At 69.1% G+C, this 23269-nt stretch carries 19 protein-coding genes; 4 read left to right on the forward strand and 15 right to left on the reverse strand.

Annotated elements, in window-relative coordinates:
- Window position 1 precedes the first annotated feature (1 nt).
- The 6 genes from dnaJ to SSMG_RS37880 all read right to left on the reverse strand — a co-directional run bounded on the left by dnaJ (window position 2) and on the right by SSMG_RS37880 (window position 6391).
- Entirely contained in the window at window positions 2-1183 is a 1182-nt protein-coding gene (gene dnaJ / locus SSMG_RS37855; RefSeq protein ID WP_009085009.1) for a molecular chaperone DnaJ, read from the reverse strand.
- Window positions 1184-1216: 33 nt separating this feature from the next.
- On the reverse strand, window positions 1217-1924 hold the full coding sequence (gene grpE, locus SSMG_RS37860) for a nucleotide exchange factor GrpE (RefSeq protein WP_009085010.1): 708 nt from the start codon (window positions 1922-1924) through the stop codon (window positions 1217-1219).
- Window positions 1921-3786, reverse strand: coding sequence for a molecular chaperone DnaK (gene dnaK / locus SSMG_RS37865; protein WP_009085011.1), 1866 nt, complete (start codon window positions 3784-3786; stop codon window positions 1921-1923). Before dnaK ends, grpE begins: the two co-directional genes overlap by 4 nt.
- Window positions 3787-3973: 187 nt before the next feature.
- On the reverse strand, window positions 3974-5380 hold the full coding sequence (locus tag SSMG_RS37870) for an alpha/beta hydrolase (protein WP_009085012.1): 1407 nt from the start codon (window positions 5378-5380) through the stop codon (window positions 3974-3976).
- A complete protein-coding gene (locus SSMG_RS37875) occupies window positions 5377-5595 on the reverse strand; it encodes a hypothetical protein (RefSeq protein WP_009085013.1) in 219 nt (72 codons plus the stop codon). The genes SSMG_RS37870 and SSMG_RS37875 overlap by 4 nt, the downstream gene beginning before the upstream one ends.
- Window positions 5596-5614: 19 nt before the next feature.
- Window positions 5615-6391, reverse strand: a complete 777-nt coding sequence (locus tag SSMG_RS37880) for a DUF4097 family beta strand repeat-containing protein (protein WP_009085014.1) — start codon at window positions 6389-6391, stop codon at window positions 5615-5617.
- A gap of 173 nt (window positions 6392-6564) precedes the next feature.
- Here SSMG_RS37880 and SSMG_RS37885 point away from each other — a divergent pair, with 173 nt between their 5' ends.
- The gene (locus SSMG_RS37885; protein ID WP_009085015.1) at window positions 6565-7104 is read left to right on the forward strand and encodes a YbhB/YbcL family Raf kinase inhibitor-like protein; all 540 of its coding nucleotides are present in this window, start codon (window positions 6565-6567) and stop codon (window positions 7102-7104) included.
- Window positions 7105-7170: 66 nt separating this feature from the next.
- Here the strand turns inward: SSMG_RS37885 and SSMG_RS37890 are convergent, their stop codons facing one another.
- The 3 genes from SSMG_RS37890 to SSMG_RS37900 are packed head-to-tail and all read right to left on the reverse strand — an operon-like array spanning window position 7171 to window position 8502.
- Window positions 7171-7596, reverse strand: a complete 426-nt coding sequence (locus SSMG_RS37890; protein ID WP_009085016.1) for a GNAT family N-acetyltransferase — start codon at window positions 7594-7596, stop codon at window positions 7171-7173.
- Window positions 7597-7618: 22 nt separating this feature from the next.
- The gene (locus SSMG_RS37895) at window positions 7619-8179 is read right to left on the reverse strand and encodes a TetR/AcrR family transcriptional regulator (protein ID WP_009085017.1); all 561 of its coding nucleotides are present in this window, start codon (window positions 8177-8179) and stop codon (window positions 7619-7621) included.
- Complete coding sequence (locus SSMG_RS37900) at window positions 8176-8502, reverse strand: multidrug efflux SMR transporter (RefSeq protein ID WP_037716225.1); 327 nt, start codon at window positions 8500-8502, stop codon at window positions 8176-8178. Before SSMG_RS37900 ends, SSMG_RS37895 begins: the two co-directional genes overlap by 4 nt.
- Window positions 8503-8671: 169 nt before the next feature.
- Between SSMG_RS37900 and SSMG_RS37905 the strand changes: the two genes are divergently transcribed.
- Together SSMG_RS37905 and SSMG_RS37910 are read left to right on the forward strand one after the other, a co-directional pair.
- Window positions 8672-10963: a (Fe-S)-binding protein gene (locus tag SSMG_RS37905; RefSeq protein ID WP_009085019.1), complete on the forward strand. Its 2292-nt coding sequence runs from the start codon at window positions 8672-8674 to the stop codon at window positions 10961-10963.
- Window positions 10964-11118: 155 nt separating this feature from the next.
- The gene (locus tag SSMG_RS37910; RefSeq protein WP_009085020.1) at window positions 11119-12111 is read left to right on the forward strand and encodes a cation diffusion facilitator family transporter; all 993 of its coding nucleotides are present in this window, start codon (window positions 11119-11121) and stop codon (window positions 12109-12111) included.
- Here SSMG_RS37910 and SSMG_RS37915 read toward each other — a convergent pair.
- From SSMG_RS37915 to SSMG_RS37930, 4 genes are all read right to left on the reverse strand, one after another.
- Window positions 12105-12794, reverse strand: coding sequence for a CAP domain-containing protein (locus SSMG_RS37915; RefSeq protein ID WP_234392903.1), 690 nt, complete (start codon window positions 12792-12794; stop codon window positions 12105-12107). The two genes, SSMG_RS37910 and SSMG_RS37915, sit on opposite strands and share 7 nt — an antisense overlap.
- A gap of 103 nt (window positions 12795-12897) precedes the next feature.
- Complete coding sequence (gene rph / locus SSMG_RS37920; protein ID WP_009085022.1) at window positions 12898-15489, reverse strand: rifamycin-inactivating phosphotransferase; 2592 nt, start codon at window positions 15487-15489, stop codon at window positions 12898-12900.
- A gap of 174 nt (window positions 15490-15663) precedes the next feature.
- Window positions 15664-19659: a DUF11 domain-containing protein gene (locus SSMG_RS37925; protein WP_009085024.1), complete on the reverse strand. Its 3996-nt coding sequence runs from the start codon at window positions 19657-19659 to the stop codon at window positions 15664-15666.
- Window positions 19660-19722: 63 nt separating this feature from the next.
- On the reverse strand, window positions 19723-20193 hold the full coding sequence (locus SSMG_RS37930) for a MarR family winged helix-turn-helix transcriptional regulator (RefSeq protein WP_009085025.1): 471 nt from the start codon (window positions 20191-20193) through the stop codon (window positions 19723-19725).
- A gap of 71 nt (window positions 20194-20264) precedes the next feature.
- Between SSMG_RS37930 and SSMG_RS37935 the strand changes: the two genes are divergently transcribed.
- Window positions 20265-21461, forward strand: coding sequence for an NAD(P)/FAD-dependent oxidoreductase (locus SSMG_RS37935; protein WP_009085027.1), 1197 nt, complete (start codon window positions 20265-20267; stop codon window positions 21459-21461).
- Here the strand turns inward: SSMG_RS37935 and dcd are convergent.
- Both dcd and SSMG_RS37945 read right to left on the reverse strand, forming a co-directional pair.
- Window positions 21458-22039 carry a dCTP deaminase gene (gene dcd, locus SSMG_RS37940; protein WP_037354328.1) on the reverse strand — a complete coding sequence of 194 codons (582 nt, stop codon included), beginning with the start codon at window positions 22037-22039 and terminating at the stop codon, window positions 21458-21460. The genes SSMG_RS37935 and dcd overlap by 4 nt on opposite strands.
- Window positions 22026-23246, reverse strand: a complete 1221-nt coding sequence (locus SSMG_RS37945) for an oxygenase MpaB family protein (protein ID WP_009085030.1) — start codon at window positions 23244-23246, stop codon at window positions 22026-22028. The genes dcd and SSMG_RS37945 overlap by 14 nt, the downstream gene beginning before the upstream one ends.
- Window positions 23247-23269 lie beyond the last annotated feature (23 nt).

Here is a 23269-nt window from a genome sequence, read left to right on the forward strand (position 1 = left end):
CTCACCTGCCTTCGAGCAACTCGGTGATCTCAGGGCGCGGGTCGTGGCCCTTCATCGCCTCGGCGTAGGCCTCGAGTGCCGACCGCGCCTTGTCGTCGAGTTTCGCCGGGACCGCCGCCTCGAGCGTGACCAGCAGGTCGCCCTGCGCGCCGTCCCGCTTCTGAATGCCCTTTCCGCGCACTCGCAACACTCGTCCGCTCGCGGTGCCCGCGGGCACCTTCAGCGACACCTTGCCCTCGAGCGTCGGCACCGTGACGGTGGTGCCCAGCGCGAGTTCGGTGAAGTCCACCGGCACGGTGAGCGTGAGGTTGAGGTCCTTGCGCCCGAACAGCTTGTGCGGGGCCACGTGCACGCGCACGTACAGGTCGCCCGCCTGCGCGCCGCCCCGGCCGGGTTCGCCCTGTCCGGCCAGCCGGATCCGCTGGTCGTCCTTCACGCCCGGCGGGATGCGCACGGTGAGCGTGCGGGTGCGGGTGCTGATGCCCTCGCCGCCGCACTCCGGGCACGGGTCGTCGATGATCTTGCCCCGGCCGCGGCAGTCCTGGCACGGCTCGGAGAACGCGAACGCGCCCTGGCTGCGGCTGACCAGCCCGGACCCGCTGCAGGTCGGGCAGATCCGCGGCGAGGTGCCCGGCTTCGCGCCGTTGCCGCCGCAGGTGGAGCAGGTCGCCGGGCTCGACAGCCGCAACGGCAGCGTCGCGCCCTTGACCGACTCGAGGAAGTCGATCCGCACGTCGGTCTCGACGTCCGCGCCGCGCTGCGGCCGGTTCGCCGTGGCACCGGCGGCACCGCCGCGGCCGCGCCCGAAGATGCCGCCCAGGATGTCGCCGAGCCCGCCGAAGCCGCCCTGCTGACCCTGCGCGCCGGCCTGGTTGAACAGGTCGCTCATGTCGAACCCGCCCGCGCCGCCGCCCGGGAAGCCGCCGAAACCGCCCGCGCCGCCGGAGCCGAAGAGCGTGCGCGCCTCGTCATACTCCTTGCGCTTGGCCGGATCGGACAGCACGCCGTACGCCTCGGACACGGCCTTGAACTTGTTCTCGGCCGCGGTGTTGCCCGCGTTGGCGTCCGGGTGGTTTTCCTTGGCCAGCTTGCGGTAGGCCTTCTTGATCTCGTCCGCGGTCGCGTCGGAGGAGACACCCAGCTCTTTGTAGAAGTCCTTGCCGATCCACTCCCGAGCACTCATCGGGTGTCTCCTCCTTTCGCTGCAAACCGATTGTTACTGCTGGCCGGACTCATCGACCGAACCGTCGAGCGGCAGTTCGCCGCCGACCGGCGGATCGACCGGCTGCTCCGCCGGGGCTTCGCCGGGCTCGTGGTCGGTCACGCCGACCAGCGCCGCCCGCAGCACCCGTTCTCCGAAGCGGTAGCCGCGGCGCATCACGAGGGTGACCGTCGGGCCCTTCACGTCCGGGGACGTGTTGTGCTGCACGGCCTCGTGAATGCTCGGGTCGAACTCTTCGCCCTCGGTGCCGAACGCTTCCAGGCCGGACCGCTCCAGGCTGGAGACCAGCTTGTCGGCCACCGCCTTGAACGCGCCGGTGAGGTCGCCGTGCTGCTCCGCGCGCTGGAGGTCGTCCAGCAGCGGAAGCAGATCGCCGACCACGGACGCCTTCGCGCCCTGCACCACGGCCTCGCGGTCGCGGTCGACCCGCTTGCGGTAGTTCGCGTACTCCGCCTGCAGACGCTGCAGGTCGGCAGTGCGCTCGGACAGTTGCTTTTCGATGTCGGAGGCGGCCGGAACGGCTTCGTCCACGGAATCGCCCAGCGAGGGGCCCGCGTGCTGCGCGGGCTCCTCACCGGCCGGAGTTTCCTCCGCGGCCGGCGGGCGGACCTCGCCGGTCTGCGGGTCCACCCGTCGCCGATCCCGCACGACTACCGGTTCCTCGGGGCCAGTGCCCTCGGTCTCGGAGTGGCGGGGGGTCACTTCTTCTCGTCCTCTTCCACGATCTCGGCGTCGACCACGTCGTCCGCCTTCGACTTCGGAGCGTCGCCCGCGGCACCGGCCGCGCCCTCAGCGCCCGGAGCGCCCTCGGCACCGGCCGCGCCCGCGTTCGCGTACAGCGCGCTGCCCATCTCCTGCGAAGCGGTGTTCAGCTTCTCGATGGACTCGCGGATCTTGGCCGAGTCGGTGCCCTTGAGCGCCTCGTTCGCCTCGTCGATCGCGGTCTTCACCTTGCCCTTGAGGTCCTCGGGCAGCTTGTCGTCGTTGTCCTTGACGAACTTCTCGGTCTGGTAGACCAGCGTCTCCGCCTGGTTGCGGGTCTCCGCTTCCTCGCGGCGCTTCTTGTCTTCCTCGGCGTGCGCCTCGGCGTCCTTGACCATGCGCTCGATGTCGTCCTTCGGCAGCGCGGAGCCGCCGGTGATCGTCATCGACTGCTCCTTGTTCGTGCCGAGGTCCTTCGCGGTCACGTGCACGATGCCGTTGGCGTCGATGTCGAAGGTGACCTCGATCTGCGGCACGCCGCGCGGGGCGGGCGGAAGGCCGGTCAGCTCGAACATGCCGAGCTTCTTGTTCGCCGCGGCGATCTCGCGCTCGCCCTGGAACACCTGGATCTGCACCGACGGCTGGTTGTCGTCCGCCGTCGAGAAGATCTCGGACCGCTTGGTCGGGATCGTGGTGTTGCGCTCGATCAGCTTGGTGAAGACGCCGCCCTTGGTCTCGATGCCCAGCGACAGCGGGGTCACGTCGAGCAGCAGGACGTCCTTGACCTCGCCCTTGAGCACGCCGGCCTGCAGCGCGGCGCCCACGGCGACGACCTCGTCCGGGTTCACGCCCTTGTTCGGCTCGCGGCCGCCGGTCAGCTCCTTGACCAGCTCGGCCACCGCGGGCATGCGGGTGGAACCGCCGACGAGCACGACGTGGTCGATGTCGCCGACCGAGATGCCCGCGTCGCGGATGACGTTGTTGAACGGGGCCTTGGTGCGGTCCAGCAGGTCCGAGGTGATCTTCTGGAACTCGGCGCGCGACAGCGTCTCGTCGAGGAACAGCGGGTTCTTGTCCGCGTCCACCGTGATGTAGGGCAGGTTGATGCTGGCGGAGTTGGAGCTGGACAGCTCGATCTTCGCCTTCTCCGCCGCCTCGCGGATGCGCTGCAGCGCCATCTTGTCCTTGGTCAGGTCGATGCCGTTGGCGGCCTTGAACTTGTCGACCAGCCAGGTGACGATGCGCTCGTCCCAGTCGTCGCCGCCCAGGTGGTTGTCACCCGAGGTGGCGCGCACCTCCACGACGCCCTCGCCGATCTCCAGCAGCGAGACGTCGAACGTGCCGCCGCCGAGGTCGAAGACCAGGATGGTCTGTTCCTTCTCGCCCTTGTCCAGGCCGTAGGCCAGCGCGGCCGCGGTCGGCTCGTTCACGATCCGGAGCACGTTCAGGCCGGCGATCTGGCCGGCCTCCTTGGTGGCCTGGCGCTGCGCGTCCTCGAAGTACGCCGGGACGGTGATCACCGCGTCGGTGATCTCCTCGCCCAGGTACGCCTCCGCGTCGCGCTTGAGCTTCATCAGCACGCGCGCGCTGATCTCCTGCGGCGTGTAGGCCTTGCCGTCGATCTCGGTCTTCCAGTCGGTGCCGATGTGCCGCTTCACGGACCGGATCGTGCGGTCGACGTTCGTGACGGCCTGGTTCTTCGCCGGCTGACCGGTGAGCACCTCGCCGTTCTTGGCGAAGGCGACGATGGACGGGGTGGTACGGGAGCCTTCCGAGTTGGCGATGACCGTCGGCTCGCCGCCCTCAAGGACGGCGACGACCGAGTTGGTCGTGCCGAGGTCGATGCCGACCGCTCGCGCCATGGTGGTTCCTCTCGTGTTCTGGACTGGGTAGCTGCTATGTTCGTGACCTGCGGTTTCGAGGCACTCTTGAGTACCTTCTTAGCAGGTTCTCGAGGTCTCGCGCACGGCCTGGTCCACCAGACTTGAGCCGACTGCACTCAACCTTGCATCCAGGATAACGGCGGGACCCCCGGTCTTGTTCCCGGGTTCACCCGCAGAATTCGCCCCGCGGTGGTGTGACGCCACTCACCAGGTAGCCGGCCTCGGCACGCCGCACGCATTCGGAGTTGAGCAGCCCGGTGTGGCCGTCTCCGAGGTACGTGAGCAGCGTCGATCCGTCGATGCTCGCGGCGAGCCCGTGCGCCCACGGCAGCGGCGTCGCGGGGTCGTGCGCCCCGCCCACGACGAGGATCGGCGGGGCTCCGCGCACCGGATGCGGCTGCGGCGGGTTCAGCGCGGGAAGCGGCCAGCCGGTGCAGCCCGCGGAGAGATCCCAGTACTCGCTGTAGCGCCAGCTGTGCGGGGCGACCGCGCGGATCGCCCAGGCGGTCGCGCGCAGGTCCGCCAGTCCGGTGAACGGCGACGGGAAGTCCTGGCAGCCGATGGAGCGGTACGCGCCGTAGGTGTCGCTCGCGAACTGCGAACTGGTCGCGAGCGCGCTCGCGTCCGGGTCCGCCAGCGCGCGGCTCAGGGTCGGCCACTCGGCCGGAAGGTAGAGGTGGCCGTACGCACCGGAGGCCAGCTCCTCGCCGGTTGCCTTGCGGCCCAACGCTTTCGCGTACGCGCCGTGGGTGACGAGGTCGTCATAGCGGGCGAGCGCGTTCTTGCCGTGCAACGCACAGTCGGTCGAGCGGTCGCACCACGCGGCGAACCGCAGCAGCGCGTCCTCGGTGGCAGCGGCTTCCTCGACCATCGCCTGCCGCATCGGCCGGGAGTGGTCCACCGCGCCGTCGAGCACCATCGTGCGCACCCGGTCCGGATGCTTCGAGGCGTAGACCGCGCCCAGTTCAGTGCCGTACGAGACGCCGAGCCACGAGATCTTCTGCTCGCCGAGCGCGCCGCGGATCGCGTCGATGTCCTCGGCGGCGCTTTGGGTGTCGACGTCCCCGAGCATCGGGCCGGTCTTGGCGAGACAGTCCTCGCCCGCCGCGCGGTTGTGCGCGACGAACGCGTCGTACTGCTGGCGCGTGCTGGGGAAGAGGCCGATCTTCGGGTCGTACAGCTTCGCTTGGTCACAGCTGATCTTCGGATCGCTGAACCACACGCCACGCGGATCGAAGCCGATGATGTCGAAGCGGTCCCGCAACGGTTCCCGTGCCGAGCCGATGACCTTCGTGTTGAGTCCGCCGAAGCGCACGAAGCCGACGCCGGAGCCGCCCGGTCCGCCCGGGTTGACCAGCAGCGACCCGACCCGGTGCTTCGGGTCGACGGCAGGCAGCCGGGTGAGCGGGATATGCGCGGTGCCGGTTTCCGGATGGGCGCGGTCGATCGGCACCTCGATCTGGGCGCATTGCGCGGTCGGTTCCTGCTGGGTCCCGCACGGCGTCCAGGGCAACGCCGGCGTCGGTGCGCTGACCAGCGGAAGCAAGGTCAGCGCGGCAGCGGCCAGGTTCATGCCCGGCGCACCTGCCCCGTCCGGTCGTCGGCCGAAGTGCGGAGCACGACCGCCTCCGCGTTCTGGACCATCCCTTGCCGCACCGGGATTTCCACCACCGCGACCGGCGTCGTGGCCTGCGGTTCAGGCGAGTGGCCGAGCGCCGCGGTGATCGCGAACGCCCCCACCGCGCCCGCCAGCACCGCGGCCAGCAGCCGCTTTTCGAGTGTGCGCATGATGTGTCTGTTCTCCCCTTCAGACGGCCTTGACGGTGACGCTGCCGCTGTCCGTGTTCAGCTCGAGCGTCTTCGCGTCCGGACCTGAGTTCTGCGGAATGTCGATGCTGCGGTGCCCGCTCTCGCTGGTGCCGGTGACCTGGTAGGACCCGCTGCGCGGCACGGTCACCGCGATCCGGCCGGAGTCGGCCCGCGCCTTGACGTTGCTGGGCTGGGTCAGGCTGAGCTCGATCCGCCCGCTGCCCGCGGAAACGTCGACCGGCCCGCGCAGTCCGTCGCCCTCGATCCGGCCGGACTGGCTGTGCACCCAGACCTCGCCGACGTTGTGCAGTTCGGCCGCGCCGCTGTCCAGCTGGAGCTTGACCCGCCCCGGCACGTCCTGCACCTGCGCGCTCCCGGAATCGGCGGTGACGTCGACGCTGCCGACGCCCGCGAAGTCCAGCGTGCCGGAATCGGAGCTGCCGGTGACCGGGATGCCCGCCGGGACGACCAGCTCCAGGTCGGCGGTGCAGTTGCGGCCGCAGTCGGTGACGACGAGCTGGTCGCCCTCGACGCGGTAGGCGTCGCCGGGCTGGCCGCTGAAGTGGTAGCGCAGGGTCTGGTGCACGCGAGCCGCGCCGGAAGCGGTGCGGATGCGCACGTCGCCGGAACCGTTCTCGAGCTTCACCCCGCGGATCTCCTGCGCCAGCGTCGCGTCGCGGGAAACCGTGGACCCGAACCCCCACCCGCCGAATCCGATCGCCACCCCAACGCCGATCACCGCGATGCCGGCCAGTGCCAGAAGCGGGCGTGCCATGTCAGTTCCCCTCAGTACCACTCTCGGCTGTCCCGAGTGACGTTAGAAGGAGAGGGACCCCGGGGACATCCGGTAAACCCCCCGAAACATCCCTGAGGCGGCGACCGACGGGCCAGGGTCCTAACCTGGCGGCCGGAGAGCCCCGTTGATGCCCAGTCGATCAGGAGGAGCCCATGCCCCAGCCGCCCAATCCGTACGACTACCTGCCGTCGGTTCCGTCGTTCATGCTGCACAGCACGGACATCGCCGACGACGAAACCCTGGCCCAGCAGCACCTGTCGGGCATCTTCGGCGCCGGCGGCGAGGACCGTTCGCCGCAGCTGTCGTGGGAAGGCTTCCCGGAAGGCACCCGCAGCTTCGCGATCACGGTCTACGACCCGGACGCCCCGACGGCCAGCGGCTTCTGGCACTGGGCGGTGTTCAACATCCCGGCTTCGGTGACCTCGCTGCCCGCCGGCGCCGGTGACGCCGCGGGGTCGGGACTGCCTTCGGGCGCGGTCACGCTCAAGGGGGACGGCGGGGTCCGGCAGTACCTGGGCGCCGCGCCGCCTCCCGGACACGGGCCGCACCGGTACTTCTTCGTGGTGCACGCGCTGGACGTGGAGACGCTGGACGTTCCGGAGGACGCTACGCCGGCGTTCCTGGGGTTCAACATGTTCGGACACACGCTGGGGCGGGCTCGGCTGGTGCCGGTTTACGAGAACAAGGGCTGAGGTTTCGCGGTGGGGCCGGGCGTCGCCGGCCCCACGCAACCGTCCTAAGAGGACTGGCGCCCGCGGTCAGCGAACCGCCTCGCGTTCCAGGTACCGCCCCTGCTCATGCTCCGCGAAGCCGAACTTCCGGTACAGCTCGTGCGCGTCCGACGTGTGCAGCATCCACCGGAAGTTCGCCCCCGGCCCGTGGTCGATCATCTCGCGCACGAGTTCCTTGCCCAGCCCCGCGCCGCGCGCGTCGGCCACGACGAACACGTCCGCGAGGTACGCCATCGCGACCCCGTCCGAAAACGCTCGCGCGAAGCCCACCTGGCGGCCGCTCGCCGCGTCGTACGCCCCGACCACCCGCCAAGCCGTCCGCACCTGCTGCTCGACGTGTTCCCGCGTCCGCCACCGGGCCCAGTACGCCTCCCCGGACAGGAACTCCCACACCACGTCGAGATCCACCCGGGCGACGTCGTCGTCCAGCTCGTAAGCACCCACAGTCCTCATAGCGGCAAGGTAATCAGCGCGGTCAAGCGGGTTTGAGCAAGTAATCCACCACCGGACGCAGCTCCTCCGCGGACGGCGGCTCGTCGTCGATCAACCCCTGGATCAGCAGGCCGTCGATGCCCGCGAGGAACACCCGGAACGCGACCTCGTCGTCGTGCCGGACCATCGACGTCAGCACATCCAGCCACCGCCGCGCCGCCGGGCGCAGTTCAGGCTTGCGCGCGGCCAGCAGGTACAGCTCGTACTCCGCCATTGTGCGCCCGCGGCGCGGTCCAAGCGCCTCCGCGAGCAGCCCGGCCACCTCCTCCGCCCCGCGGCTGCCGCGCGACCGGGCGCGGTCGATCATCCAGTACACCTCGGTCGCCATGTCCCGCGCGCACGAGATGAGCGTCGCCACGAGCAGGTCGTCCAGCGAGGAGAAGTGATACGTCGTGGACGTCGTCGGCACGCCGGCCTCGGCCGCGACCGTGCGGTGCGTGACCCCGGCGACGCCGTCGCGTTCGATCACCCGCAGGGTCGCTTCGATGATCTCCGTCCGCCGCTTCTCGCCGCGGGCCTTGCGGCCGTCGGTCTGGATTTTCACGACTGGCTCCCGACCTCGATGAGCACCACCCCGCCGATCACGAGGACCAGCCCGGCGATGATCGCCAGGTTGATCGGTTCCTTCAGGAACAGCACGCCGACCAGCGCGACCAGCGCCACGCCCGCCGCGGCCCAGACCGCGTAGACCACCCCGATCGGCAGCCCGAGCTTCAGCACCCGCGACAGCGCGAAGAAGGCCAAGCCGTACCCGACGACCACGAAAATCGAGGGCGTCACCTTGGAGAAGCCCTCGGAGAGTTTGAGCGAAACCGTGGCGGTCACTTCTGCGGCGATGGCCAAAGCGAGGTACAAGTAAGCACCCATACCTGAAGAAAGTACCTGAACGATCGTCCCACTTGCCAGCGAGGCGTGCACCACATCGGTGGGACTTGGGGCCGGTGGACCGGTTACCCATCAGTAAGAAGCGTTACCCTGCTCGGCACCGGCGCGCTCGCGCGGCGGCACCACCACACCGGACGAAAGGCACCCGACGATGGGCGCTGTACAGCTGACGCTCGGGGGGATTTCCGTCCTCCTGGGCATCGTCGCCTGGGGAATGTTCATCGCGACCATTGCCCGCTTCGTGCGGGTGATCAAGCTCGGCCAGCCGGACGCGACGCGCAACGGCCCGTTCATGCCGCGCTTGATGACCCTGATCAAGGAGTTCGCGGCGCACACCCGCATGGCGAAGTTCCGCCAGGTCGCCCCGTGGCACTGGCTGGTCATGTGGGGCTTCCTGATCGGGTCGCTCGCGCTGTTCGAGGCCTACGGCGAGGTGTTCGTCCCGACCTGGGGCTGGCCGATCCTCGAGGACTGGTCGCTGTGGAGCCTCCTGATGGAGCTGCTGGGCGTCGGCACGGTCGTCGGCGGCGTCGCGCTCGCGATCATCCGGCAGCTGAACCACCCGCGCCGGGCCGACCGGCTGTCGCGGTTCGCGGGCTCGAACTTCAAGTGGGCCTACTTCGTCGAGGCCGTGGTGATCGTCGAGGGCATCGGCATCATCGGCGTGCGCGCGGGCAAGGCCGCGATGCACGTCCACGAGACGCCGACCTGGGCCGCGTTCGTGTCGAACCCGCTCAGCGAGCTGCTGCCCTCGAGCGCGGCGCTGGTGTCGGTGTTCGCCTTCATCAAGCTGATGAGCGCCACGGTGTGGCTGATCGTCGTGGCCCGCACGATGACCATGGGCATCGCCTGGCACCGGTTCAGCGCGTTCTTCAACATCTACTTCAAGCGCGAGGCCGACGGCGGCGTCGCGCTCGGCGCGGTCAAGCCGATGATGAGCAAGGGCAAGGTGCTCGACCTCGAAGAGGCCGACCCGGACGAGGACACCTTCGGCGTCGGCAAGATCGAGGACTTCAGCTGGAAGGGCTGGCTGGACTTCTCCACCTGCACCGAATGCGGCCGTTGCCAGTCGCAGTGCCCGGCGTGGAACACCGGCAAGCCGCTGTCGCCGAAGCTGCTCATCACGCAGCTTCGCGACCACGCCTACGCGAAGGCCCCGTACCTGCTCGCGGGCGGCAAGCGCGACATGGCTGGCGATGAGATCGGCCTGTCCGGGGACAACATGTACGCGGGCATCGACGTCCTCGCGATCGCTGAGTCGCAGAAGGCGCTCGTCGGCGACGACGGCGGCGTCATCGACCCGGACGTCCTGTGGTCCTGCACCTCCTGCGGCGCGTGCGTCGAACAGTGCCCGGTCGACATCGAGCACGTCGACCACATCGTCGACATGCGCCGCTACCAGGTGATGATCGAGTCGTCGTTCCCCACGGAGCTGAACGGCATGTTCAAGAACCTGGAGAACAAGGGCAACCCGTGGGGCCAGAACGCCAAGGACCGCCTGCAGTGGACGGAGGACCTCGACTTCGAGGTCCCGGTCTTCGACGGCGACCTGGGCGACGCGGAGTACCTGTTCTGGGTCGGCTGCGCCGGCGCGTTCGAGGACCGCGCGAAGAAGACCACGCGCGCGGTGGCCGAGCTGCTGCACATCGCGGGCGTCAAGTACACCGTGCTCGGTTCGGAGGAGTCCTGCACCGGTGACCCGGCTCGCCGCGCGGGCAACGAGTTCCTGTTCCAGATGCTGGCGCAGCAGAACGTCGAGGTGCTGAACTCGGTGTTCGAGGGCCGGGAACGCAAGGCGCGCAAGGTGGTCGTCACCTGTGCGCACTGCTTCAACACGCTCGCCAACGAGTACCCGGAGCTGGGCGGCCAGTTCGACGTCGTGCACCACACGCAGCTGCTCAACCGCCTGGTGCGGGAGAAGCACCTGACGCCGGTCGCGCCGGTCGCCGAGGACGTCACCTACCACGACCCCTGCTACCTGGGCCGGCACAACAAGGTCTACGACGCTCCGCGCGAGCTGGTCGGCGCGTCCGGTGCGCAGCTGCGCGAAATGCCGCGGCACGGCGACCGCTCGATGTGCTGCGGCGCGGGCGGCGCGCGGATGTGGATGGAAGAGAAGATCGGCAAGCGGATCAACGTCGAGCGCGTGGACGAGGCGCTCGGCACCGCCCCGTCGAAGATCGCGACCGGCTGCCCGTTCTGCCGCGTGATGCTCACCGACGGCGTCACCTCGCGCCAGAGCGACGGCCTGGCGAGCGAGAAGGTCGAGGTCGTGGACGTCGCGCAGCTGCTGCTGACGGCGGTGAAGCGCAAGCCGGAGCCGGCCCTGGTCGCTTCGGGCGCACCGTCGCTGGACGAATCGGACGCGGAACTGTCGGCCAAGCCGGACGTCCCGACGGACGAGAAGCCGACCGGAACGCCGTTGCCGGAGGGCGACGACTGAGTTTCTCCCTGAAGACGGCCCCTGGCATTCGCGGATGCCAGGGGCCGTTTCGTTTGCGAGACGCGAACAGTCGGTGCTGGTCGCGCGCGTATCAGTCCTCGTCGTGGCCGCTTGCAGCAGGCGGCGTACCCCGCGGTGCAGTTAGTCTTTCCGGCGTGAGCGACGAATCGGAAGGCGGCGGCGAAAGCACCCTCACCGTGGTCCTGGCGGGCGGGGTAAACCTGGCGATCGCGGTGCTGAAGCTCGTCGCGGGCATCATCACCGGGTCGGGCGCGATGTTGTCGGAGGCCGCGCATTCGGTCGCCGACACCATCACCGAGGTCCTGCTGCTCACCGCGTTGAAGCGGTCGGAGCGGCCGGCCGATCGCCGCCATCCGTTCGGGTACGGCAAGGAGCGTTACTTCTGGTCGTTGCTCGCCGCGGTCTCGATTTTCGCTTCCGGCGCGGTTTTCGCGCTGTACGAAGGATTTACCACCGTTGTCGGGGAAGGCGCGGAGCAGACGAAACCGATCGTCGGCTACATCGTGCTGGGGCTGGCCTTCGCGCTCGAATCGGTGTCGTGGGCGCAGGCGGTCCGCCAGGTCCGTCGCGACGCGAAGGCCGAACAGCGGTCGTTTTTCGCTTACCTGCGGATGATTGATGACCCGGCGCCCAAGACCGTGCTCTTCGAGGACTCGGCCGCGCTGATCGGTCTGTTGCTCGCGTTCGCCGGGATCGGGCTGCACCAGCTGACCGGCTCGGACGTGTGGGACGGGATCGCCTCGATCCTCATCGGCGTGCTGCTCGCGTGCGTCGCGTACCTGCTGGGCAGCACGAACCGCGGTCTGCTGGTCGGCAGGCAGGCGGATCCGCGCCTGGTCCGGGGCATCCGGGACCACCTCGGGGACGCGCCGGAAATCGACGCGCTGGTGGATTTGCAGACCATGCTGATGGGCACCGATCAAGTCCTGGTGTGCGCCCGCGTGGACTTCGACGACGCCCTCGGCGCCTCCGACCTGGAACACGCGTGCGTGCGGCTGGCGGACGAACTGAGCGAGCGGTTCACCGACGTCACGGAGGTGTTCATCGAGCCGGTGCCGCGGACGGATCCGAAGCTGCGCGCGGCCGTGCTGGCCCGGTACGGGCTCCCGCCGCGACCGAATCAATAACCGAAGTCCTGCGTCCAGTACCAGCCGTCGGTCGTGACACCGACGCCCAGCTTCTTCAGCGAGCAGTTGAGAATGTTCTTGCGGTGCCCGCTGGAATTCATCCACATCTGCATCACCTGGTCCGCGCTGGTCGCGCCTTTCGCGATGTTTTCCGCGCCCGGCTTGGGATAACCCGCGGCGGTGATGCGGTCGGCGAAGCTCTCGCCTTCCAGGGTGTCGTGGGAGAAGTAGTCGCGCTGGGACATGTCGTCGCTGTGGCCCTGCGCCGCCTGGTCGAGATGCTGTTCCTCGGTCACCGGGGCGCAGCCCGCTTTGTCCCGCTCGTCGTTGACCAGCGCGAGGACCTGGCCCGCCAGCGTCGGCGCGCTGCGCGGCTTGGGCGAGGGCTTCGCGCTGCTGCTCGGCGGAGTGTCCTCTTTGGACTCTTGAGCGGGTGACGAAGGAGGCGGCGCGACGGTTCCCGATGCCGACGACGGTTCCTGCGTCATCGCGGGCGCGCCGGTGCTCGGGGCCGCCGACGTGGTGGACCCCGGCGACACCGCGAACGGCCGCAACGCACCCGCGGAGACGCCGTCGTCGCGCGTTTCCGGGACCGCGACGCTCAGTGTGCTGAGTTGCCCGGAGCGCAGCGCGAACGTCGCACCTGCTGCTCCGAGACCCCCGAAAAGCACACTGAGAGTCACGCTCACGACCCGGACGCGCACACTAATGGAGGACACAGCCGCGGAAACTATCACGAACTGATTACGACGGTTACCTCCAAATTGCGCAGCGGCCGGTCACCCACTACTCAGCGTCGAGCACCTCGAGATACCCCTCCGTGCCATTGACCCGGATCCGCTGTCCGTCCTTGATCAGCTGCGTGGCGTTCTGCACGCCGACGACCGCGGGCAGGCCGTACTCGCGCGCGATCACCGCGCCGTGCGTCATCTGGCCGCCCACCTCGGTCACCAGGCCGGTGATCGCGACGAACAGCGGGGACCAGCTCGGATCCGTGTACGCCGTGACGAGGATGTCGCCCGGTTCGAGATCGGCGTCGGCGAGGTCCAGGATGACGCGGGCGCGGCCCTCGATGGTCCCGGCGGACACCGGCAGCCCGACCAGCGCGCCTTCGGGCAGGTCGTCGCGGCGGTATTTGCCGGAAACGGCCTCGCCGTCGGAGGTGAGCACGCGGGGCGGCGTCAGCGATTCGTAGGAATGGAACGCTTCCTTGCGCTGCTGGATCAGCTCGCGGTCGACCTCGTTCGTCCGCACCACCTCGCGGAATTCCTGCAGCCGCAAGAAAAAGAGGTCTTCCGGCTCGGCGAGCACCCCGGCCGCCACCAAGCGTTCAGCCTCGCCCAGCAGGGCTTGCTTGTACCCGAAATAGCGGCTGACCATGCCGTACTTCGGGTACTCGCGGTATCCGGTGAACGTGCGGACCCGTTCGATCATCCGCTCGGTTTCCTCGGCCTTCGCCTCGCCGTCCGGCAAGGCGCGCAAGCGTTCCAGCACTTCCCGCGCCTTGTCCAACGCCTCTTGGCGGCCTTGTTCGAAGCGGCGCTTCCCGGCCCCCGGCTCGAAGTTTTTGATGTTGGACAACAACATCGGCACCAGCGCGAGCGGCTGTTCGCTCCACCGCGGCCGGGTGATGTCGATTTCGCCGACGCAGCGCATGCCGTATTTGTCGAGGTACCCCTGGATCGCGGCGCGCGATTCCTCGCCGCCGGCCAGCTTGGGCAACTCGTCGAGGAAACCGTTGTCTTGGACGTCCTGCAGGAAGGCGACCACCTCGGGATGCTCCCGGAGCACGTCCGCGACGTCGAGGAGCGCGAGGCCCATCTCCGCGGTGACGTTGTGCGGGACGGACTGGGTGAGCGTGTCGGCGACGTTCTTTTCGCCGAGCCACTCCTGCAGGTGGTCGTTCAGCCACCAGGACGCCTGCATCGCCGCCGTGAACACCTGGTGGCTGCGCGGATCGAAGAGGATCCGGCGCATTTCCTCGATGTCCGCGAAAAGGAAGTCGAGCAATTCGTTCCCCGACTTCGCGGCGATTTCGCGCCGCAGCGTGGCGAGGGAAGCCTCGTTGTGCTGGATCAGTTCGGTGACGACGGCCGGATCGGTTTCGATCGTGGCCGGTGCGACGCCGGGGACCTGCTCGCCCGGTCCGTCGTCCTCGGACAGCGGGAGGAAGCCCTCGCGGGAGAGGACGGTCTCCAGCGCGTCGCCCATCAGCGGGTCGGATTTCCCGGCTACCGCGAGGAAACCGGCCCGGCTCTTGGCCACGGACAGCAGCGGGGTGGCGTCCGCGAACAGCCGCCCGCCCGCCTCGGCCATCGGCCGCGGGGTCGTCAGCTGCCAGACCGACAGGCCCAGCGGCTTCATCGCGTCGGTCATCATCTGCTGGTGGCCGACGGAAACGTAGACCCGGTTTCCCTCGCCGGTGGCCTCGGGAATCGGGAACAGTGTGGTGATGGGGCGGCTCTGGACGATCTGGAACTCGTCTTCGGCCAGGCACCACTCGATGTCCTGCGGACGGCCGAAATGCGCCTCGATCGTGCGGCCGAGGGACACGAGCCGCAGCACCTGGTCGTCGGTCAGCGCGGCCTGTTCCTGCTGGTCCGCGGCGATCACCTGCTCTTCGGTGCCGCCGCCTTCGACGGGCAGGATGGCGCGCTGCTTGGCGGAAATCGCCTTGTCGACGATCTCGCCGTCGCGCACCTGGTAGTTGTCGGCGTTGACCAGACCGGACACCAGCGCCTCGCCGAGTCCGAAGCTGGCCTCCACGATGGCGACCTTCCGGTTGGACGTGACCGGGTCGGCGGTGAAAAGCACCCCCGCCGCGCGCGGAAAGACCATCTCCTGCACGACCACGGCCATGTGCACTTTCCGGTGGTCAAAACCGTTGCGCAGCCGGTAGGTCACCGCGCGTTCGGTGAACAGCGACGCCCAGCACCGGCTGACGTGCCGCAAAACCGCCTCGGTGCCGAGCACGTTGAGGTAGGTGTCCTGCTGACCGGCGAAGGAAGCCCCCGGAAGGTCTTCCGCGGTCGCGCTCGAGCGGACCGCGTAGGCGCGTCCGTCCACCAGCGCGCCGGTGATCTCCGCCGCCAGATCGTCCGGAATGACGATCGCTTCGAGCGCCTGGCGGACCTCCGCGCTGCCCGCGCTGATCGCGTCCCGGTCGTCCGGGTCCAGGTTCGCCAGCCGGTCCAGCGGCCCGGCCAGTTCCGGCGCGTTCCCGACGATCCGCTCGAACGCTTCGGTCGTCACGCAAAAACCGGGCGGCACGCGGACCCCGTCGATCCGCGCGAGTTCGCCCAGATGCGCGCCCTTGCCTCCGACGATCGCGACCTGCCCCCGGTCGATCTCCTGGAGACCGAGCACGTAGCTGCCCATTCGTTCGTTTCCCCCGTCTGTGGTCGTTCCCGGCTTTCGTTCGCCCGTCGAGCGGCAGCCTGTTCGGCTGGAGATTCTGCGGTACCACCCGGGTCTTGCGGCAAGCCCCCTGATGCGTTATAAGTTAAATACGGCAGGGAGAGATGTTCTTCGCTGCCTTTTCTTTTGCCTTCCTCACGGGCCGACCTTCGTCGTCGTGACGGCGTCCTTGGTGACTGTCCGCCCGGTCTGGTCAGCAGCGGTTGCGGTAGTCGTCGTGGTCATGTCCGCGCGAGCCGAAAGCGTGCAGGCGCGGGTGACCTGTTCGCCAGGGGCCAACTGGGGGACGGTGAACGAGCAGGCCGGGTCCGCGTCGCGAACGGTCACCTCGTGCAAGGGCGCGTCGCCGGTGTTGCGCAGAGTGCTCACGTACGTCACCGGGTCACCCGGCCGGATCGGCTGCTGCAGGTGATCGCGGCGCAGGTCCAGCGCTGGGTGGAGCACCGCGAAGCCCGCTGTTCCGGTCGCGGTGACCGGCGGACCCCACGGGGCGGCCGCGGTCGCGGTGGCCGGGGCGGCGGCTGTCGCGGCGGGAGCCACGCATTGGTAGCGCTGGATTCCGCCGACCGGCAGCTCGGCGAAGGTGTGCCCGCAGGCGGGGCCGTCAGCGACCTGGATGTCGTGCAACGGCTGGTCGCCGGTGTTGGTCAGCACGACCTCGAACGGCACCGAGTCGTCGGCTCGATACGCGCTGCCGGTGGTGTGTTTGGCGACCGCCAGTGCGGGCTTCTTCACCTTGAACGACGCCTGCGCGGAGGCACTCACCGTGCGCTGCGTCGGGTCGGTGCCGGTCACCGTCGCGGTGTTCGTGAACCCGTCCGGACCTGCGGTGATCGAGCACTGGTACTCGATTTGCGCATCCGGGGCCAGGCTCGGGATCTGGTGCGCGCAGACCGGGGTTCGATCGTCCACAACGGACACCGCGGTCAGCGGGACGTCGCCGACGTTGCGGACCAGCAGCGAGAACGTGACCTTGTCGCCCTGGCGCACCTCGTACGGCTGGGCGTCCTTCATGATCGCGAGTTCCGGGTGGATGACGTCGATCTTCGCCGAACCGGACGCGGTGACCGGACGGTTCGTCGGGTCGGTGCCGGTCAGGGTCGCGAGGACGCTGAAGTCGTCCAGTTTGGCCTTCACCGTGCACTGGTAGCTCTGCGCGGCACCGGGTTCGAGGCGGTCGAATTTCTTCGGACAGGCGGGATCGGCACTGGTCACCGCGGTGAGCGGGACGTCGCCGGTGTTGGTCACGGCGACCGTCACGGTGAGGGTGTCGCCGGCCCGCGCGACTGTCGGGCTCGCCGCGGTCATCACGGTGAGCGCCGGGTGGATCACGTCGATGTGCGCGTCGGCGGACGCGGTGAGCGGCGGGCCCGCCGGCGGAGTGCCGGTCACGTGCGCGGTGCTGACGGCGTCGTCGGCGGGGGCGGGGATAGTGCAGTCGTAGGCCTTGTTCGCTTTAGGGGCGAGGGTGTCGAGGGCTTTCGCGCACGGGCCCTGGTCGGTGACCTTGACGTCGGTCAGCGGGGCGTCGCCGGTGTTGGTGGCGGTGATGGTGAAGGTGACCGGGTCGCCCACGCGGAAGGGGCCGCCGTGGACGGTCTTCGTCAATGCCAATCCGGGGTGCACGACAGTGAACGCAGCGTCCGCGGTGGCGGTTACCGTGCCGCCGATCGGGTCAGCGGCAGTCACCTTCGCGGTGTTCGAGTAGCCGTCGTGCCCGGCTTTGGTGGTGCAGGTGTAGTGCTGTTCTTCTCCGACGGCCAGCGCGGGGAAGTCGCGGGCACAGCCCGGAGTCTTTTCGTCCACAATGGACGCTTTGGTCAGCGGGACGTCGCCGCTGTTGCGCACGGTGACGGTGAAGGCGACTTGGTCCCCCTCACGCACCTGCGTCGGCGCGACAGTCTGGGTGAGCTGGACGGCGGGGTGGATCACGTCGACGTGCGCGCTCGCGTTCGCGGTGACCGGGCGGCCGGACGGATCGGCGCCGGTGACCGTCGCGTCGCTCGTGAGGTCGTCAGTCGCGGGCCGGGTGCAGGTGTACGTCTGCTTTGCTAGCGGGGCAAGGGTTCCCAGTCGCTTCGCGCACTCCGGGACGGCAGGGTCGGCAACCTGAGTGTCGTGGAGTTCGGTGTCGCCAGCGTTCGTGACGGTCAGGGTGAACGTCGCGGGCTCGCCCGGGCGCACGACCGTCGGTGCCACGCTCTGCGCGAGCGTGACGAGCGGGTGGATCACGTCGATCGCCGCCTCGGTCGCCGCGGACACCGGCGCTCCGACCGGCGGTTTCGCGGTGACCTGCAGTGCTTCGGTCACGTCGGTGCCCGGCGCGGTCGTGGTGCAGTCGAAGGTCCAGTCGGCTCCGGGGGCGAGCGTGCCGTGCTGCTGCGCGCAGCCTTCGGCGCGGGCCATCGTCGTGACGGCCAGTCCGGTGAGCGGCACGTCGCCGGTGTTCGCCACGATCACGTGGACCGCAACGGCGTCGTTTTCGCGGAATGGTCCACCTTGGACGGTCGCGGTCAAGGACACCGCCGGGTGCTGCACGGTGAACGACGCGCTCGCCTTCGCGGTGACCGGCCGTCCGGTCGGGTCGGTGCCGGTCACGGTCACGTCGTTCGGGAAGCCCTGTGTTCCGGCGACCGTGCTGCAGGTGAAGGCCTGCTTGCCTTGGACTGCAACGGTTCCCAAAGTTCGCGCGCACTCCGCGACCCGGTCGTCGGCCACTGTGACGTCGTGGAACTCAGCGTCTCCGGTGTTGCTTACCGTGACAGTAAAGGTGACGCGGTCCCCCTCGCGCACCTGCGCGGGCGCGGCGGCCACCGCGGCTTCCAGCGTTGGGTGAACCACGTCGACCCGTGCGTCCGCCGTTGCGCGCTGTGTCGTTCCGAGCTGATCTTTGCCAGTCGCGACCACGGTGTTCGTCACGTCGTCCGCCGGGGCTAACTGTTCGCATTTGTAAGTCTCGACCGCGTTGGGCGCCAAGGTGCCGAACTTGCGGACACAACCGGACACGCTGTCGTCGGCCACCGCGACGTCGTCAAGCGGCACGTCGCCGGTGTTGCGCACAGTGACAGTGAAGGTGACACGGTCCCCTTCGCGCACCTGCACGGGGGAGACCGCGGCGGTGACTGCCAAGGCCGGATGGATCACCGTGACGGTGGCCGAGGACTTGGCCGAGACCGGTCGACCGGTGGCGTCCGTACCAGTGGCGGTGACGGTGTTTGTGGTGGTGCGCGCCGGTTTCGCGGTGCAAGAGTAGGTCTGCTGGGTGCCGGGCGTGAGGACGCCGAAGGACCGCGAGCACTCCGGAGTCGTGTCGTCGGTGACGTCGACCGGGTTGAGCGGGCTGTCGCCGGTGTTGCGCACGGTCACGTTCCAGGTGACCTGGTCCCCGCCGTGCACCACCGGTGGGACGGCTGCCTTCGATACCGACAGCGCAGGTGCGATGAGAGGGACTTTCGCGTCGGCGGTCGAGCTGACGACCTTGCCGAGCGGGTCGATCCCCTTCACGGTCGCGCTGGCCCCGTCCGGCAGCGGCACCGCTGCCGTGCAGGTGCCCACCACCGATTGGCCCGGCGCGAGGGAGCCGATGGCACGAGCGCACGAGCGGACCGTTGGGTCGGCGATGGTCACGTCGTGCAGCGGAACGTCGCCCGAGTTGGTGGTCCTGAGCGTGAACGTCGCCTGATCACCCGCACGATAAGCCGGTTTGTCGACTTGATGGCTCAACGTCAGAGCCGGGCGGAGGACATCGACGTTGCTTCCCGCCGACGCCGACAGCCGCTGTCCGCCGGAGCCCACGCCAGTCACCTTGACCGTGGAGACAAACCCCTTGTCCGGCGCGGCGAAGGTGCACTGATGGCGCGCGCTGGACCCCGGAGCGAGGGTGCCGATCTTCTTGCCGCACTGCGGGTTCTGCTCGTCCACGACGTCCACATCGGACACCGGAACCGACGCCGGGTTCGTCACGCTCACCGTGAACGTCACCTGGTCGCCCGCGTGCACCCGGTGCGGTTCGGCGACCGCCGCGACCCGCAACTCCTGCTGCGGCCCGGCCTGCGCCACGGGGGCGGCGGGGGTCAGCAACGTGGCCGTCAGGCCGAGGACTGAGAGCAGACGTTTCCCGGCCGAAACCATGCGCGCAAGTTTTCCACCATCCGGTGACGCGGCGGCGATTTCCTACCCGGCAGTGGGATTACCTCACTCCGCTGAGCGATGAGTGAGACGCACGGTTGACTCGTGGGTGATCGCCGCTGCCTGATGGAGGAAGCCGATCACCGTTTGGAGTTGCTCGTCGGTGTAGCCCGCCGCGGCCGCTTTGGTCGCCGCGACGATGTAGTCCCACAGCGGAGCGGCCCGCTCGACGTTCTCCGGAGCGACCCCGACGAGCACTTTCCGCCGGTCGTCCGGATGCGGCATCCGATTGACGACCCCCTTGCGCTCGAGCCGGTCAATCAGCGCGGTCACGGACGCGGGCGCGAGCCCGGCGTACTCGGCCAGTTCCTTCGGGGTGAGCGGACCGAGCCGGGCGAGGTAGTCGGTGACCTTGCTTTCGACCGTCGAGAGGCCGTTCCGCTCGGCGAGCGCGGTGTGGAACATGACCGTCTCGGTCGACAGCTCCCGAGCCCGAAGCAGCAGCTCAGCGACCAGATCCTCGCGTTCGCTTGACATGCCCCCGAGTCTAACGGACTATTTAGTTCGATAGAACGAATTACTTTCCAAGATATTCGAAGGGGCGAATAATGGCACGAGTCTTGATCGCGGGCGGGGGAATCGCAGGGCCGATCACCGCGATCGCGCTGCACGAGGTGGGGCACGAACCGGTGCTGTACGAGGCGTACGACCGCAGCGCGGAGGGCATCGGCGCGTTCCTCACGCTCGCCGTGAACGGTCTCGACGCGCTGATGCCGTTAGGGTTGAAACCGCTGGTCAAAGACCTGGGTTTCGACACTCCGCGGATGACGCTCGGGCTCGGCAACGGCCGTCGGCTCAGCGAGTTCCCGCTCGGCGGGCCGCTGCCGGACGGCACGGTGAGCCAGACTGTCCGGCGGTCCGACCTCTACGTGGCGCTGCGGGACGAAGCCGCCAGACGCGGGGTGCCCACGGAGTTCGGCAAGCGGCTGACCGGGGCCGAGCAAACGGCGGACGGCGTCACCGCGATCTTCGCCGACGGCACGAAAGCCCACGGTGACGTGCTGATCGGTGCCGACGGACTACGGTCGACAGTCCGCCGGATCCTCGATCCTTCCGCGCCGGCGCCGCGGTACGTGCCGCTGCTCAACACCGGCGGTTTCGCGCGTGGCCTCGACCTCGACGACGAGCCGGGCGTGATGCACATGGTGTTCGGCCGCAAGGCGTTCTTCGCGCATGTGCTCGCCCCGGACGGCGCGATCTGGTGGTTCTCCAACGTGCCGCACCACAGCGAGCCGACGGAATCCGACCTCGCCGCGATGCGCGGTCCGAGCTGGCGGAAACGGCTGCTCGACCTGGCCCGCCCCGACCGGACCCCGGCCACCGCGATCATCGAGGCCAGCGAAAACATCTACGAACCGTGGGCGACGTACGACTTCCCGACGGTCCCGGTGTGGCACCGCGGCCGGATCGGGCTCATCGGCGACGCCGCGCACGCGACGTCACCGGCGGCCGGTCAGGGCGCGGCGATGGCGATCGAGGACGCGGTGACGCTCGCGAAATGCCTGCGCGACGTGTCCGACCCGGCCGCCGCGCTGACGACCTTCGAGACCTTGCGTCGCGAACGGGTGGAAGCCGTTGTGGCCCAAGGCAAACGCAACGGCGACGCCAAAGCCCCCGGTCCGGTCGGCCGGGTGCTGCGGGACTTCTTCGTCGCGCGGGCGCTGCGCAAACCGGCCGCCGACGACCCGAACCGGTTCATGTGGGACTACCGGATCGACTGGGAGGCCCCGGTGCAGGCGGCTTAGCGCCAGGTGTCGACGCGGTGGAAGTTCTTGTACGCGCGGCTCGGCGTCGGCCCGCGCTGCCCCTGGTAGCGGGACCCGGCCTCGCTGGAGCCGTACGGGAATTCCGCCGAGCTGGACAGCCGGAAAATGCACAGCTGACCGATTTTCATCCCGGGCCACAGCGTGATCGGCAGGTTCGCGACGTTCGACAGCTCGAGCGTGATGTGCCCGGAGAAGCCGGGGTCGATGAAGCCCGCGGTGGAGTGGGTGAGCAGCCCGAGGCGGCCGAGCGAGGATTTGCCCTCGAGCCGTCCGGCGAGGTCGTCGGCGAGCCGGACCTGCTCGAACGTCGACCCGAGCACGAACTCGCCGGGGTGCAGCACGAACGGCTCGTCGCCCTCTTTTTCGACCAGCGAGGTCAGCTCGTCCTGCTGCAGCTGCGGGTCGATGTGGGTGTATTTGCTGTTGTCGAAGACCCGGAAGTAGCGGTCGAGCCGGACGTCGATGCTGGACGGCTGGACCATGGCAGGGTCGAAGGGGTCGATGCCGAGACGGTCGGCGTCGAGCTCTTTGCGGAGGTCACGGTCACTGAGCAGCACGGATGCAGCCTATCGGGCCGCTGGGCGCGGCCGGGGCGCCCCTCCGTCCGAAGACCGCGTTCATCCGCTTGAGGTAGCGCCGGCGCCCGTACGCGCCGAGTGCTTCCTGCAGCGCAGTCGCGCCGGGGACGAGCTGCCGGACGGTCTCGGCCGCGTAATTCACCCCCGCGGCGGCGAGCACCGCGGCCTGCGCGACCGGGTTGTCCGGCAGCCCGAGAAAGTCGGCGTTGTCGCGCCCGAGCACGAGCCGGCTGATCGCGGAGTGCACGCCGACGTTCACCTGCGCGAGCACCTTCCCGGCCGGGCCGCGTCCCTCGCCGATCGCCGCGTGCGTTTCGACGAGGGCGCGGGCGAGCCGTTGGGAGTCGTCGTCGGGGATGAACTCGGTGGCGGCGAGCATCCAGAGCAACCGCCAGGCGTCGTCCTCGTCAGCGGGAAGCAGCTCGTCGGCGACGCCCATCAGCCAGCCGACGTAGCGCCAAAGATGCAGGATGTCGGCCTTCTCGCGGGCGGTGTAGCGGAGGCCGAGGAGTTGCGTGCCGAAGACGTAGACGAGGGAGAAGAGAAGGAGCGTGCCCGCGGTCTGGACCTGATTGACCGGCCGGTCCCACCGCTCGTAATCCCAGTCGGGCCGGTTGTTCATCGCGCGCCGGACGTGCGCGTGCACGAGCCGGATCCTCAGCGCGGCCTGGTATCCGGAGCCGTGTTTCCGAAGCGCCCCCGGCGTAGTGACGTCAATCCACCACGCCGCGGTCTCCACCAGCCGCCGTGGCGCCCGGTGTTCGATTTCCCCAGTGCCGACCAGGGATTTCGTCGCGCGCGAGGCGAGGTATCCGCCCATGAGCGACATGTCGCCGAGGGGAAAGAGCCCGAGCAGCCCGGCGCGGGTGATCGCCTTCGCGCCGCTGACCAGCCGTTGGTGATCGACCCAGTACGGGGTGGCTTCGACGTGCTCGATGAACGGTTTCAAGTTCGGCGGTGCCGGTTCGCCGGCGAGCGCCTGGTCGACCCGGCTTCGCTGGTGGGGTTCCCGGTGCAGCCACTCGACGACCGCGTCGGCCAGCGCGTCTTCCTGCTGCGCGAAGGCCCGGAGCCGGGCGAGCTGCGCCTCGTCGGCGGTGCTGCTGCGGGTCCGGGCGGTCAGGCGGAACCCGCCTTGCCGGAACATCTCGGGGGCCGTCTTCGGGGCCATCTCGGGGTCGTGCATCGCGCACCTCCGCACCGTGGGTC

The organism is Streptomyces sp. AA4 (assembly GCF_000158875.1).
Lineage (GTDB): Bacteria > Actinomycetota > Actinomycetes > Mycobacteriales > Pseudonocardiaceae > Amycolatopsis.